Source organism: Photorhabdus viridis (assembly GCF_040256935.1).
In the GTDB taxonomy this organism is placed as follows: domain Bacteria; phylum Pseudomonadota; class Gammaproteobacteria; order Enterobacterales; family Enterobacteriaceae; genus Photorhabdus; species Photorhabdus viridis.
This window is the reverse complement of the sequence record NZ_JBEJZY010000037.1, coordinates 1-13,717: the sequence shown is the minus strand read 5'-3', so window position 1 is coordinate 13,717 and position 13,717 is coordinate 1. Positions and strand designations below refer to the sequence as shown.

The following is a 13,717-nucleotide window of genomic DNA, read 5'->3' as shown; positions in this document are numbered from 1 at the left end:
GCCTAAAATTAGTAAAGAATTTCAAGTTGAACAGGATCACTTATTATTTTAATAACCCCAGTGTCAGATTTTTCAAATTCAATTTGATATTTTTCATTGTCAATGCCTGTAATAATATTATCTAAATAAGAATATGCGAATCTTATTGATTTGTTTTTAGCCCATTCAGGTAATAAGTGTACATAGTAGTTAAAAACTATAAATCCTCTTTTTTTATTTATGTAATTTATATTTAGAATGTCTTTTAACATCATTCTACCATAACAAAAATCACCATTTTTATTAAATTCTTTTTCCCCTAAATTGGTTAAATTCCATAATTTATTTTTTCCTCTTTTAAAATCCAATTTTACTAATCCAGCATCAACAAGAGATTCCATGTTCGCATTAGCCCATATAGAATCCTCATTAATTGATACTGGCCATTCAGTCTCACCTAGGCATAATAATATTTTATCGTCAATTTCTTTTTGTATTTTCTTTCTAAACAATTCATTTCCTTCTGAATGACAAAAAAAAGATAAAAACAATAAAAAAAAGAAAAAATAATTTTTCATAAACCACACTCTATATTGTATTCTGTTATGGCATCACTAGCATTTTTATATTTTTTCTTTGTAAGATAGGATTTAGTATAATCCCAATAATAATTTGAAATGCCAGGTACTTCATTGTTATACTTTATATCATATTTAATAAATTCCACTGGATATTCTCCAAATATGTCATCATCATTATTTTCTTTGTGAAAAAAAATAATATAATAAACCCCATTTTTTACTCTTAGCTCGTAATCTTGTATTTTTATTTCAGAAGCAGATAATTTAAAATCAAACCAAGTAAAACCAGTATCATTTGGGAGTGGAACTATATTAAACTTTCCACTTTCATTTTTCATAAAAACAGTTAATGTATTACTTGGATGAGATGTATTGTTTTCAAATTTAGCATAAAAAACTACATCTTTTTTTCCATCACCGTTCAAATCTATAAGATTGATTCCATCCTCTAGATTTACCTTATTTCCGCAATGAGAAAATGCCTTGAACGAGAAAAGGAAAATAAAAATAAGGTAAAATTTATGTTTCATTTACATAACTCCTAACTAATCTAAACCCAATATCTGGCATCATATATCCTGAACTATGGTTATCACAATTGGACAAGCTGTTTGAATGGGAAAGATAACTTCCACCACAAAAATAATACAACTTAACTTTACCAAGCTCATAACTATCATAGACCCATTCAGAAACATTTCCACTCATATCGTATAAACCTAAGTCGTTTGGAGATAATTTACCTACAACCTGTGTTCCAAAATTACTTGTATTAAACTCTGGATACCACGCCACCTTCTTAGAATCATTGCTCCCAGAGTGATAGTATCCATATCTTCCTAATCGTAAGGCAGGTTTTCCCCCCCTTGCTGCAACATGCCATTCGTTTAAGGTAGGTAAACGATAGCCATTAGCTTTTGTATTTATAAAAACCTCTAAGCTTTTGTCTTTTTTTCTAATAATTTTATTTCCTTTTTGAAAATATACTGGAGTGAGTTTTAATTTCTCACTTAATGCATTTGAAAAAAGAACGGTATCTAGCCATTTAATATTTGTCACAGGATGCCTGCCTTCATCCTGTTCAGGGGGAAGACAATCTTCATAATATGCCCCGTTACATCCATCATCAAAATCATAACCATTTAATATAGCCCATTCATATACCTCTTTATATTCTGAATAAGTAACTTCATTCTTCATGATATAAAAAGAATTTAATTTAACATTAGAATGAGATTCATAATCTTGAGTGCCAAATACACTACCAACGTAAAAATCACCACCTTCAACAACGCTAAGTTCCATGTCATCAAATGAATACGCTCTTAATGACATTATTATAGATAAAAACAAATAAATATACTTCATTTTTTTCCTATATTGCTTTTTTTGGTATGAGCAGCAAGTCAATATATATCCAGAAACGCAATGATATTTTAATTTAAAGACATCCATTTTTATCTCCCGTATTTTTTAATCTTAAAATAATCTCTTTCGCTATCTTTTTGTTTTTTGTAATAAAGGTGTCTGAAGCCACCGCCGCAAAATCCGTCTTGTTGAGCTCTACTGAACTAATATAACCCGAATTCTGTTTAAGCCGTCATTGAAAAATCTTCTTCTGAGTAGAAAACTTTCAGTGACGGCTTCTTCCATTTAAGGCAGTAAGCAAATTGCTTTTATCACTTTCAAGTGACTGATTTTTATTCAGTTTAATCGGAAGTTCTTTGGCATCCTGATACGGATGTATTATAGCGATCACAATCCAACTTTCATGCCTATTACGATGAACATACGGAAGACATTCTGAAAAAAGCCTATTTATTGTACAGTCCGATATTTGATTCAAAAAATAAGTCATTAAAAATCAGTTAACTATAAAAAAAATCATTTTTTTTCATACCCACCTGTAAGAAATTGATGTGCGGTGCGACTAATTGAGTGAAGCAAATGCTTGTTTCAGCGAAGCAGTAATTCACCTTCTACATAAATATAAAAGGAACATTCTATGACTAAACAAACGACAAAAGCATTACTGGCTATGGCCTTAGGTAGCGTATTAATTACGGCAGGCACTTCAGCAATAGCGGATTCCGGCAGCAAAATGGAGAAATGCTATGGCGTTTCTCTAAAAGGGAAAAACGACTGTAAAGCAGGTGCAGGCACCACCTGTGCTGGTACCTCCAAAATGGATTATCAGGGCAATGCCTGGAAAATGGTACCGGCGGGTTCCTGCGTAAAAATGAAGTCTCCGACCTCCCCAACCGGTTTTGGTCAACTAGACGCGTTTAAAGAAGTGTAATCCCAGCATCAGACAGGAGCTCATACGATGATAATTTCTCTACCCCCGCATAGCGTCTCTTGTGATGCTCCTGACCGCCTCATGCTCAATATGCTCCCGGCCAGAGCAGGGATAGGATTAAAACCGGAGCATTTTCGCGCTATCCTGCACGATAAACCCGATATCGGTTTTTTTGAAATTCACGCGGAAAATTATCTGGTTGCAGGTGGTCCGTTTCATCAGGCACTGACCGCCATTCGCCAGGATTATCCGCTTTCTATTCATGGTGTGGGCCTGTCCATCGGAGGCGAAAATCCTCTGAATCAGACCCATTTACAACGTGTTGCTGCGCTGGTTGAACGCTACCAGCCAGCCGTTTTTTCTGAACACCTTGCTTGGTCGACGCACAATGATCTCTTTCTCAATGATCTGTTGCCGCTGCCTTATACCGACGTCACGCTGACACGGGTCTGCAAACACATCGATCAGGTACAAAATGCGCTGCGTCGCCCCATTCTGCTGGAAAACCCGGCCACCTACGTCGAGTTCAGTACCTCAACCATAAGCGAGACTGACTTTATCTCCGAGGTGATACGCCGCACCGGATGCGGACTACTGCTGGATGTGAACAATCTCTATATCAGTGGCGTCAACCATAATCGCTGCCCACAGCAGATGCTATTCGAGCTGCCCCTTCACCGTGTCGGTGAAATTCATCTGGCGGGCTATACAGAAAGCCACGATGGGGCAGACAACCGGCTGCTGATTGATTCACACGATAGTCATGTGACTGGGCCTGTCTGGGATCTCTATAACAAGACTCTACGTGAAACAGGGCCGATCGCCACCCTGATCGAATGGGACAGCAATATTCCACCATTAGACGTATTGCTGAACGAAGCCAGCCATGCCCAGCGTTACATTACAGAGAGCACGAAAAATGCAACAACGACTGTATCAAGCACTTCTTGACCCCTACCTCACAGTACCAAAGGGACTGACAGCCTGGAACGGTAGCGATCCGGCGGTACGTTTTACGATCTATCGTAATAATGTCATAGCGTCGCTGATTGATGCACTGGCCGAAAACTGCCTCGCCCAGCTCAGAGAGTGTTTTTTCCGTGCGATGGCGGCAGAATTTATACGGCAGCAACTGCCTTCTTTTCCCGTTTTAGCGGGCTATGGTGCGCAATTACCGGACTGGATTGCGACGTTCCAGCCGTTGGCAGACTGGCCCTGGCTGAACGATCTCACCCGACTGGAAATGTTGTTTATCGAATCACTGCACGCGGCGGCCCTTGCCGTACAGACGACAGAAGCAGCCCTCGTTGACGACGGTGTTCGAATAATGTTGCTCAGCCGTGCGGAAATGCAGTGCACCTGATTCCCTCACCCTGCGTTATTATTTATTTTGATTCTCGTTTTCACCACGAGTGAATGCGGAAGTGATAGTGCGCAGGTCGGCAAGTTGTTGTCTGAAGTTTCGGCATCCGGCGCACATTCGCAAATGCAGCATTAGATTAACACGTTGAGAAAGCATGATTTTTTCATCCTGCGCCTGAGACATCAGGCGCGTAGCTTGGTAACAACTAAGCATATTTATCCTCCTGGGAAAACCAGCGTTGTGACAAACATTCGCGTAAACGCATACGCGCACGCCAGAGCATCACATTCAAGTTACTGACGGAGAGCGCCATTTCCTGGCAGATCTCCTGAGTCTCAAGACCAATAAATTCGCGCATCATAAATGCCCGCGCGTTTTGCGTTGGCAACTGTGTCAGACAAAGCTCGAAAACCACCCAGAATTGCTCCTGTTCGGCCGCCTTATCCGGTAAATGCCAGCACTGAGGATGCTCGTTTCGCGGCCAATGACCAGACTCATCAAACAGCGCTTCGAAATTTTGCTCATCAATATCATCAGTCAGTTTCACGCTGCTGTGCCGATAACGCATACGCAAGGCGTCCGAGATCTTATTACGCAGGATCGTAAACACCCAGCTCTTCCAGGCGGCTCGTCCGGCAAAGGAAGAGGCATTCTTCATCGCTCCTTCCAGAGCCTCTTGAACAACATCTTCCGCCTGATGAAAATCATTCAGCTGCAAGCTGGCAAACTGCAACATCTGTTTATGCAGCGTGGAAAAAAACTGCGGATCCCGCAGCAAATTATTGATATCGGACATTGTGGTTTCTATCTTAACAGGATTGTTCGGAATAACCGGGTATTATGAAACACCATTTTGGCGGAATTGCTTAAATTCACTCATATGACTTAGGGACCGTTTGAAGAACGGAGAGTAATTCTAAATTAAATCTGTTTTTTGTACAGCAAGGGAAGTAGTGTCAGTGATAATGTGCACGTTCACCACGTGCGCATTTTATTATTTCCCAAACAACTTACGGTTAAAATCCTCAATCTTTCCAAACATCACCCGCTTTTGCATCGTCAGGCTCCAACTAGCAGATAATCCAGCAGCACTCATCAGCCGACGATACTGCTCTTCATCAAATGGCATATTAAAAGCAATAGCTATCGCTTCTTTAACCAAAACATCACTATTACGGGAAACAAGAACAAAAGGCTCATCCGGGCTAACATTTCCCGCAGCAATAATTCTATAAAGCCAACCACAGCGGCCACTCTCCTGCATAATGGCAGAAAAATTACTGATACCGGAATGAGCATTGAGTTTGTAACAAGGCGAACGAGGCTGAGTTACCTGAAGCATAGCCTCTCCCCAACTGAAAATATCACCGATACAAACATTCTCTTCTGTCAGGCCAGTTGTGGAAATATTTTCGCCAAACGCGGGAGCAATAAAGAAATCTTCCTGATCAGGAAATTGATGTTTCCAGAAATCGTAGTGTTCACGGGGATAATGGCAAAGCGCACGATCGGGACCACCATGGAAACGGGTTTCGGCCTGTTCATCACCTTCTAATCCAAGAGAAGTCAGACGCAGGCTGCCATCAACCATCCGTTTGTTAATTGCACTGGCAGACAGTTTTTCTGATATTTCAATTTTGCCTGTATATACCTGCGGATAATACATAATTCACTTTCCTTATTGAAATCAGTCCGACGATATCATCATAAACCAATACCCAATCAATAAAAATGCCGGCAGTAATATCAGCCGGCATAGCAGAAAGAGAAAATGAGTTAGAAAATTATTTCACTTTTTCCTGATAACGTTTTGCAGCTTCATCCCAGTTAACAACGTTCCAGAATGCTTTAATGTAGTCAGGACGACGGTTTTGATACTGCAAGTAATAGGCATGTTCCCAAACATCCAGACCAGCAATTGGATAGCCAGAAGCACCGGAAATAGCTTCACCCATTAACGGGCTGTCCTGGTTAGCAGTAGATACAACCGCCAGTTTGCCATCATCTTTCAGTACCAGCCACGCCCAGCCGGAACCAAAACGAGTCGCCGCCGCCTGCTCAAATTTCTCTTTAAAAGAATCCACACTACCGAAATCACGCTCAATAGCTTCTTTTAATGGGCCTTGCAGAATTGTCCCTAATTTCAAGCCTTTCCAGAACAGACTATGGTTAGCATGTCCACCAGCATTGTTACGCACAAAAGTACGTTTATCAGCAGGTATCTTATCTAATTGCTGAATCAGATCATCAACATCCAGTTTTGCCAGCTCAGGGAAGGCTTCCAGAGCGCCATTGGCATTATTAATGTAAGTCTGATGATGCTTGGTATGGTGGATTTCCATCGTCTGCTTATCAAAATGAGGTTCCAGAGCGTCATAAGAGTAAGGAAGAGAAGGTAATGAATAGCTCATATCATGTACTCCAGTCATATAAAATGATTCAAAGTTCACACCTTGTGAACAACTTGACTGCTCCTCCCCCTATAAGGAAGAGGATTCCCACTTCACAGAGACGAGCCTGACCCACTGGGACGCGAGCCAAGGCTTACCTCTCTCCGTGGGCTAACACTGTCAGCCCGACAGCTTTGATATTTCGCGCTTTATATGCGCATTTCATGGAGTCACACACTACATAAATGCAAAAGCGAGAAAACCGCCTCCTTTTATCCCCGCCCCGAAGAACAAGGTTTCCCGGAGGCTAACCGATAATCATTATAGTTAATTAAATATTATTGGAAATGATTATCAATGCCATATTCTCACTATGGTTTTATCATACAACTGTGTTTCAGTGACTTATCAGTCAATTTATCTATACTTAAGATTATTATTGGATTAGGATTTTAAATTACTATTTTTGGTTAGCAATTAAATCCAATTATCCCCACCACACCAAATGACAATTACGTGAAAAATATTCTTTTTATTGCGTGATCTTCCGCGCAAAAAAAAAACAAAAATTCTCCTTACACTTTAGTTAACCTTGTTTTGACATATTATTAACATTCGCAAGGAGAATATGAATATGACTCAAATAATGAAGCACTCTATTCCTGCTGTCATTGCAGAACATGCCCTGATGAATAAACAACAATATCAACAAGACTATCAATTATCGCTGCAAGATCCCGAAAGATTTTGGGGTGAGAAAGGTAACATTGTTGACTGGATTAAGCCTTACACCAAGGTAAAGAATACCTCTTTTGATCCTGGACATGTCAATATCCGCTGGTTTGAAGACGGAACACTGAATCTAAGTGCAAACTGTCTCGATCGCCATTTAAAAGAACATGGCGATCAAACCGCTATTATCTGGGAAGGCGACGATCCAGCAGAGTCCAAAACAGTCACCTATCGTGAACTGCATCATGATGTATGCCAGTTTGCTAATGCATTGAAAAATCTGGGTATTAAAAAAGGCGATGTTGTTGCTATTTACATGCCGATGGTGCCGGAAGCGGCAGTTGCCATGTTAGCATGTGCCCGCATTGGTGCTATCCATTCTGTTATTTTCGCAGGTTTTTCTCCTGATGCCGTATCCGGTCGCATCATTGATTCGAATACTAAACTGGTTATCACTGCCGATGAGGGTTTGAGAGCCGGACGTACAATTCCCCTGAAAAAGAATGTTGATGACGCATTAAGTAACCCAGCCGTTATCAGTGTATCCAATGTTATTGTTTTTAAACGTACTGGAAATATCGGTAATTGGTACTCTGGTCGCGACCTTTGGTGGCATGAGTTGACAGCAGGCGTAAGTGCTGACTGCCCAGTTGAAGAGATGAACGCAGAAGATCCGCTGTTTATTCTCTATACTTCCGGCTCTACCGGTAAACCTAAAGGCGTGCTGCACACTACCGGTGGCTACCTTGTATATGCATCCTTATCATTTAAATATGTATTCGACTATCATCCAGGTGAAATCTATTGGTGTACAGCTGATGTGGGCTGGGTGACTGGACATAGTTATCTGCTCTACGGACCGCTTTCCTGCGGTGCTATCACTCTGATGTTCGAAGGCGTACCAAACTATCCCGCGGTTAACCGTCTAAGTCAGGTTGTTGATAAACATCAGGTAAATATCCTGTACACAGCACCAACAGCAATTCGTGCCCTGATGGCTGAAGGTGACAAAGCTATTAAAGGAACGAAACGTACTTCTCTGCGTATTCTGGGATCTGTTGGTGAGCCTATTAACCCGGAAGCATGGGAATGGTATTACCAAAAAATTGGTAACAGCCAATGTCCGATTGTTGATACCTGGTGGCAAACAGAAACCGGCGGCTTCATGATAACGCCACTGCCAGGAGCAACTGAACTGAAAGCCGGTTCCGCAACTCTGCCTTTCTTCGGTGTTCAACCAGCTCTGGTTGATAACCTTGGTGAGCAATTAGAAGGTGCTTGCGAAGGAAATCTGGTTATTACTGATTCCTGGCCAGGACAAGCACGCTCACTGTTTGGCGATCATGACCGTTTCGAACAAACCTACTTCTCTACCTTTAAGGGAATGTACTTTAGTGGTGATGGCGCACGCCGTGATGAAGATGGCTATTATTGGATAACTGGCCGTGTTGATGATGTATTGAATATCTCCGGTCATCGTCTGGGCACGGCTGAAATTGAATCCGCTTTGGTTTCCCACCCCAAAATTGCTGAAGCCGCTGTCGTCGGCGTTCCGCATAATATCAAAGGGCAGGCAATTTATGCCTATGTCACTTTGAATCACGGCGAAGAACCTTCCCCAGAATTATATACCGAAGTCCGTAATTGGGTGCGTAAAGAAATCGGCCCGATCGCGACACCGGATATCCTGCACTGGACAGATTCTTTACCAAAAACCCGCTCAGGAAAAATTATGCGCCGCATCCTGCGTAAAATTGCTTCCGGCGATACCAGTAATCTAGGAGATACCTCAACACTGGCAGATCCAGGAGTAGTGGAAAAACTATTGGAAGAAAAACAAACAATGAGTATTTCGTAATATACCATGCCGCCGCAAGGCGGCTTAATCAACGAATATAATAAAAATATAAGAGGACATTCTGATGAATGACGCCATTTACCAAGGGATTGAGAATAATCCTCGTTTCAAAGAATTAATTGAAAAACGAGGCCGTTTTGCATGGCTGCTATCAATAATCACGTTAGTTTTGTATGTCAGTTTTATTTTTCTCATTGCATTTGCACCTGAATGGTTGGGTACCCCTCTTTATGCTGGTTCATATATTACCCGTGGGATACCCGTTGGCATTGGCTTAATTGTTATTTCATTCATCTTAACTGGCCTGTATGTAATCAGAGCTAATGGCGAATTCGATCGTCTTACCTTACAAATTCTTGACGAGGTAAAGAAATGAAGAAATTTTTGCTGACAATAATACTGCTATTTCCTGATCTCATATGGGCCGACACAATCTCTGACTCCATAGAAAAGCAACCCGTCAACATTCAGGCCATTATTATGTTTGTCCTGTTTGTTGGTTTCACACTCTATATCACTTACTGGGCCTCAAAAAAGACGCGCTCCCGTACTGACTACTATACTGCGGGTGGGCGTATTACTGGTTTCCAAAATGGCATGGCGATTGCGGGAGATTTTATGTCCGCAGCATCATTCCTTGGCATTTCCGCTCTGGTCTATACATCTGGTTACGACGGGCTAATTTATTCTATCGGCTTTCTAATTGGCTGGCCCATTATCCTGTTTCTGATTGCCGAACGATTAAGAAATCTTGGGCGTTACACTTTTGCAGATGTTGCTTCTTACCGGTTACAGCAACGCCCAATTCGTATCTTATCTGCCATTGGCTCACTGGTTGTTGTTGCCCTCTATCTTATTGCACAGATGGTTGGAGCAGGTAAGCTTATCGAATTGCTTTTTGGCCTGAATTACCATATTGCGGTCGTATTAGTTGGTATTCTGATGGTACTTTATGTTCTGTTTGGCGGCATGCTGGCAACGACTTGGGTACAAATTATCAAAGCTATTCTATTGCTGGCTGGCGCCACCTTTATGGCTCTTATGGTCATGAAAGCGGTAAACTTCAATTTCAACACGTTGTTTAAAGAAGCTGTTACTGCTCACTCAAGAGGTGAAGCCATCATGAGCCCAGGAGGTTTAGTATCTGATCCGATTTCCGCACTTTCCCTTGGTCTTGCATTGATGTTCGGTACCGCTGGTTTACCTCATATCATTATGCGTTTCTTTACTGTAAGTGATGCGAAAGAAGCACGAAAAAGCGTTTTCTATGCAACTGGCTTCATCGGCTATTTTTACATTCTGACATTCATCATCGGTTTCGGCGCTATTTTACTGGTCAGCCCAAACCCGTCATTTAAAGATGCTACAGGTGCGTTAATCGGTGGTACTAACATGGCAGCCGTTCACCTTGCAAGTGCAGTTGGGGGGAATTTGTTCCTCGGTTTTATTTCCGCTGTAGCTTTTGCCACTATTCTGGCAGTAGTAGCAGGATTGACACTAGCTGGAGCATCAGCAGTATCACACGACCTGTACGCAAACGTCATTAAGCACGGCGAAGCCAACGAACGCGATGAATTGAAAGTATCAAAAATAACTGTTGTGATACTTGGGTTTGTCGCAATTGGATTAGGTATTTTATTTGAGAATCAGAACATAGCCTTTATGGTTGGATTGGCATTCTCTATTGCGGCAAGCTGTAACTTCCCAATCATTCTTTTGTCTATGTACTGGTGCAAACTCACTACCCGTGGCGCATTAACCGGAGGTTGGCTGGGGTTAATTACAGCTGTCGTTTTGATGATTCTAGGTCCAACAATTTGGGTCAGCATTCTCGGCCACGAAAAATCAATCTATCCTTATGAATATCCAGCATTATTCTCAATGATTGTCGCTTTTGCCGGTTCATGGCTATTTTCTCTTACCGATAATTCACTACAGGGAATGCGGGAAAGAGAACAATTCAGAACCCAATTTATTCGATCGCAAACAGGGCTTGGTATCGCACAAGGAAAATCACATTAGTTACGATTTTATACTCAACCTCTCCTTCAGGAGAGGTATTTTTATTAGGAAGCCACCTGAACTCAGAGCTATTTCGCAAGTTAAGCTCTTGTTTTATTCTTAGGTTAATGATTAACTTTATTATTTCAATTCGCTACTTAACATTATTAACCTATATGCGAAATAAATTACCCATTCTTATTATCTTGATTCTGGCTTTACTGCCAATAATTTTCATTGGTAATGTAGCTAATGAGTATAAGTTAAAGATAGTATTATTGAGTTTTTTACTGGCAAATACTAACGCATTTTTCTATCGTTTTAAATATTTCAAGCCTTTAATTTTACTTATATCTTTATTATGGTCACTTAATATATCCACATCATTTTTCTTCTCTAGCAAACACCAAATAAGCTTCTCTTCAACTATTGCTAATACTTTTATCAATACAAATAGCAGTGAAGCTGTAGGTATGTTGTCCTACAACAAATATTATGTATTTTTCTTTATTTTCATGACATTAACTTATTTACTGGCTATAAGATGGTTATCAAAAAATACAGATTCCCGATTTCTAAAAGCCAATATATGGGCTTTATTATTTATCTGCTTATTAGTACCGGTTGATTATTATATTTCAGGAAAAAAATATTCAGATAAGGTAATTTTGTCAGAGCATTTTTTAATGGGAACACCATTCTATAACTCATCAGCAATGGTAAGAGCAATATATGAAAATCAAAAAATCAGGAAAATTACGTCTGTTGAAGTAAATTTTAATTATATAAGAAAAGATAAAAATATTGATACTTATATATTACTAATAGGAGAATCAGCAAGAAGAGACCATATGTCTCTATACGGTTATAATAAAGTTACAACACCAACATTAGACATAATACAGAAAAATATTCTGATATTCAATCAAGCTATTTCTCCAGCACCAGTTACTATATTATCTGTACCTATTTCATTATCTAATATCACCTTATATCAACTCAGAGATAAAGCTCATTATGCTGACAATATTATATCCTTAGCTAAAGATGCAGGATTTAAGACAACCTGGATAAGTAATCAAGGCAAATCTGGCAAAAGTAACAGCTTAATTACCGTTATCGCTAACATGGCTGATAATCAGAAGTGGAATAAATATATTGGATATGATGAAGAGTTGTTACCTTATTTAGATAATGCCCTAGAACAAAAAGGTAAGAAACTTATTATCATGCATATCTACGGAAGTCATGAGCCATCCTGTAACCGCTTTCCAGAAAACAAATTGATCTCCTTTTCATCGAATGAAGATGATAACTGCTATGATAGTTCAATAGCTTATACAGACCAGCTAATAAGAAAAATCATCAATAAAATCAAAGAAGAAAAAGCCTCTATCCTCTATTTCTCAGATCACGGATTACAACGCTTAGATAAGAATGGTGACATCCGTTATCATCACGGTGTCAGTAACCCACGAAAAGATACTTATAATATCCCCTTATTTATCTGGTATAACGATAATGTTAATGCACAATATCGCCACACTGGTGTAGTAAACGCACCTTTTTCAACTTCAGATAATTATTATCTTATTAGTGACTGGTTGGGTATTCATCATAAATCTCAAAAACACTGCCGTTCCCCATTGAGTAATTGCTTTAAACCACCGAAAGAATTAATAGTGATAGATGGTAATAAAAATCTGATGAAATATAGCGAGCTTCCTGATGAGAAATATATGAACGATTTTAGTAAATGATGTAAATTCGAGATCTAGATATTTTAGCCTGTTACTATGAGCATCAACTAAAATGCGTGATTCATAAATATAAGAGAGGGGAAGGGAAATTGTTATTTTTGTTGTCGAGTTAAAGCCCGTAGAGTGTTTGTATATAGCAATCCTACAATCAAAACCGCTTACATGACATTATTTTTCCAAGGAAATATTAATAAAGTCGCGCGAATTATCCTCCATGAATAAAATTTTAATACTCTTAATACAAGAGTAAAAATAAAATAATATTCCCCATATAACTTAACTTGAGCTAAAAAGCGATTACTCACTAGCCATCAACTTTACAGTAAAACCATTCTAAACAAATCTAGCTGATGATCCCCACGAACTGAATCTTCTGCAAAAACTCAGTTCGTACCCTCAAAGCATTTTAATTTTCTTTCTAATATCACAGTCGCAAAAACCCAAAAGCCGTTTTTTTTCTGATAATTACAACGCAGAGAAACCGCATAACTTAAAAATTTTCGAGGGTACCTTCTATATGGCGGCCGTAGTACTAAGAAAATATCAGGCCATTATATGCTTTTTATTTAGAAAACCACATTGAAATTAATTATAAGAAAAGAATTTCTAAGCTCAGATTTCACTGTGTAATAAAGAAAACACTCCAAAACGCAAAAACCCCCAGCTTACGCTGAGGGTATTCACTTAATATAAAGCCTGGCAGTTCCCTACTCTCACATGGGGAGACCCCACACTACCATCGGCGCTACGGCGT

The 13,717-nt window shown here is 39.8% G+C and carries 14 protein-coding genes; 7 read left to right on the top strand and 7 right to left on the bottom strand.

Annotation, left to right across the window (positions count from 1 at the left end):
* Positions 1 to 8: 8 nt before the first annotated feature.
* Genes ABR397_RS15980 through ABR397_RS15970 form a run of 3 tightly spaced genes read right to left on the bottom strand, consistent with a single transcriptional unit; the run spans position 9 to position 1,928 of the window.
* On the bottom strand, positions 9 to 557 hold the full coding sequence (locus ABR397_RS15980; protein WP_350306625.1) for a CpmK protein: 549 nt from the start codon (positions 555 to 557) through the stop codon (positions 9 to 11).
* Positions 554 to 1,090 (bottom strand): carbapenem biosynthesis protein CpmG, encoded by a 537-nt coding sequence (gene cpmG / locus ABR397_RS15975; protein WP_350306624.1) that lies wholly within the window; start codon positions 1,088 to 1,090, stop codon positions 554 to 556. The genes ABR397_RS15980 and cpmG overlap by 4 nt, the downstream gene beginning before the upstream one ends.
* Positions 1,080 to 1,928, bottom strand: a complete 849-nt coding sequence (locus tag ABR397_RS15970; RefSeq protein ID WP_350306660.1) for an SUMF1/EgtB/PvdO family nonheme iron enzyme — start codon at positions 1,926 to 1,928, stop codon at positions 1,080 to 1,082. The genes cpmG and ABR397_RS15970 overlap by 11 nt, the downstream gene beginning before the upstream one ends.
* 637 nt (positions 1,929 to 2,565) lie before the next feature.
* Here ABR397_RS15970 and ABR397_RS15965 point away from each other — a divergent pair.
* The 3 genes from ABR397_RS15965 to ABR397_RS15955 are packed head-to-tail and all read left to right on the top strand — an operon-like array spanning position 2,566 to position 4,222.
* Entirely contained in the window at positions 2,566 to 2,859 is a 294-nt protein-coding gene (locus tag ABR397_RS15965) for a BufA1 family periplasmic bufferin-type metallophore (RefSeq protein ID WP_350306623.1), read from the top strand.
* Between the two features lie 27 nt (positions 2,860 to 2,886).
* Entirely contained in the window at positions 2,887 to 3,810 is a 924-nt protein-coding gene (bufB, locus tag ABR397_RS15960) for an MNIO family bufferin maturase (protein WP_350306622.1), read from the top strand.
* On the top strand, positions 3,746 to 4,222 hold the full coding sequence (locus ABR397_RS15955; protein WP_350306621.1) for an HvfC/BufC N-terminal domain-containing protein: 477 nt from the start codon (positions 3,746 to 3,748) through the stop codon (positions 4,220 to 4,222). The genes bufB and ABR397_RS15955 overlap by 65 nt, the downstream gene beginning before the upstream one ends.
* 18 nt (positions 4,223 to 4,240) lie before the next feature.
* Here ABR397_RS15955 and ABR397_RS15950 read toward each other — a convergent pair whose 3' ends face one another.
* The 4 genes from ABR397_RS15950 to sodA all read right to left on the bottom strand — a co-directional run bounded on the left by ABR397_RS15950 (position 4,241) and on the right by sodA (position 6,633).
* Positions 4,241 to 4,435 (bottom strand): anti-sigma factor family protein, encoded by a 195-nt coding sequence (locus ABR397_RS15950; protein WP_350306620.1) that lies wholly within the window; start codon positions 4,433 to 4,435, stop codon positions 4,241 to 4,243.
* Positions 4,428 to 5,018: an RNA polymerase factor sigma-70 gene (locus ABR397_RS15945; protein ID WP_350306619.1), complete on the bottom strand. Its 591-nt coding sequence runs from the start codon at positions 5,016 to 5,018 to the stop codon at positions 4,428 to 4,430. The genes ABR397_RS15950 and ABR397_RS15945 overlap by 8 nt, the downstream gene beginning before the upstream one ends.
* A gap of 198 nt (positions 5,019 to 5,216) precedes the next feature.
* Positions 5,217 to 5,888 (bottom strand): 6-hydroxyaminopurine reductase, encoded by a 672-nt coding sequence (gene yiiM, locus ABR397_RS15940; protein ID WP_350306618.1) that lies wholly within the window; start codon positions 5,886 to 5,888, stop codon positions 5,217 to 5,219.
* Positions 5,889 to 6,006: 118 nt separating this feature from the next.
* Positions 6,007 to 6,633, bottom strand: coding sequence for a superoxide dismutase [Mn] (gene sodA / locus ABR397_RS15935; RefSeq protein WP_350306617.1), 627 nt, complete (start codon positions 6,631 to 6,633; stop codon positions 6,007 to 6,009).
* Positions 6,634 to 7,246: 613 nt separating this feature from the next.
* On the opposite strand from sodA, the gene acs reads away from it, so the two are divergent.
* The 4 genes from acs to ABR397_RS15915 all read left to right on the top strand — a co-directional run bounded on the left by acs (position 7,247) and on the right by ABR397_RS15915 (position 12,963).
* Positions 7,247 to 9,202, top strand: a complete 1,956-nt coding sequence (gene acs, locus ABR397_RS15930) for an acetate--CoA ligase (protein WP_350306616.1) — start codon at positions 7,247 to 7,249, stop codon at positions 9,200 to 9,202.
* Positions 9,203 to 9,266: 64 nt separating this feature from the next.
* A complete protein-coding gene (locus ABR397_RS15925; protein ID WP_350306615.1) occupies positions 9,267 to 9,578 on the top strand; it encodes a DUF485 domain-containing protein in 312 nt (103 codons plus the stop codon).
* Entirely contained in the window at positions 9,575 to 11,224 is a 1,650-nt protein-coding gene (actP, locus tag ABR397_RS15920) for a cation/acetate symporter ActP (protein ID WP_350306614.1), read from the top strand. The genes ABR397_RS15925 and actP overlap by 4 nt, the downstream gene beginning before the upstream one ends.
* Positions 11,225 to 11,481: 257 nt before the next feature.
* Complete coding sequence (locus ABR397_RS15915; protein WP_350306613.1) at positions 11,482 to 12,963, top strand: phosphoethanolamine transferase; 1,482 nt, start codon at positions 11,482 to 11,484, stop codon at positions 12,961 to 12,963.
* Positions 12,964 to 13,717 lie beyond the last annotated feature (754 nt).

What these genes read in the sequence shown, in the direction of transcription:
- ABR397_RS15980 (WP_350306625.1), bottom strand. Translation starts at nt 557, where the DNA reads ATGAAAAATTATTTTTTCTTTTTTTTATTGTTTTTATCTTTTTTTTGT.
- cpmG (WP_350306624.1), bottom strand. Translation starts at nt 1,090, where the DNA reads ATGAAACATAAATTTTACCTTATTTTTATTTTCCTTTTCTCGTTCAAG.
- ABR397_RS15970 (WP_350306660.1), bottom strand. Translation starts at nt 1,928, where the DNA reads ATGAAGTATATTTATTTGTTTTTATCTATAATAATGTCATTAAGAGCG.
- ABR397_RS15965 (WP_350306623.1), top strand. Translation starts at nt 2,566, where the DNA reads ATGACTAAACAAACGACAAAAGCATTACTGGCTATGGCCTTAGGTAGC.
- bufB (WP_350306622.1), top strand. Translation starts at nt 2,887, where the DNA reads ATGATAATTTCTCTACCCCCGCATAGCGTCTCTTGTGATGCTCCTGAC.
- ABR397_RS15955 (WP_350306621.1), top strand. Translation starts at nt 3,746, where the DNA reads ATGCCCAGCGTTACATTACAGAGAGCACGAAAAATGCAACAACGACTG.
- ABR397_RS15950 (WP_350306620.1), bottom strand. Translation starts at nt 4,435, where the DNA reads ATGCTTAGTTGTTACCAAGCTACGCGCCTGATGTCTCAGGCGCAGGAT.
- ABR397_RS15945 (WP_350306619.1), bottom strand. Translation starts at nt 5,018, where the DNA reads ATGTCCGATATCAATAATTTGCTGCGGGATCCGCAGTTTTTTTCCACG.
- yiiM (WP_350306618.1), bottom strand. Translation starts at nt 5,888, where the DNA reads ATGTATTATCCGCAGGTATATACAGGCAAAATTGAAATATCAGAAAAA.
- sodA (WP_350306617.1), bottom strand. Translation starts at nt 6,633, where the DNA reads ATGAGCTATTCATTACCTTCTCTTCCTTACTCTTATGACGCTCTGGAA.
- acs (WP_350306616.1), top strand. Translation starts at nt 7,247, where the DNA reads ATGACTCAAATAATGAAGCACTCTATTCCTGCTGTCATTGCAGAACAT.
- ABR397_RS15925 (WP_350306615.1), top strand. Translation starts at nt 9,267, where the DNA reads ATGAATGACGCCATTTACCAAGGGATTGAGAATAATCCTCGTTTCAAA.
- actP (WP_350306614.1), top strand. Translation starts at nt 9,575, where the DNA reads ATGAAGAAATTTTTGCTGACAATAATACTGCTATTTCCTGATCTCATA.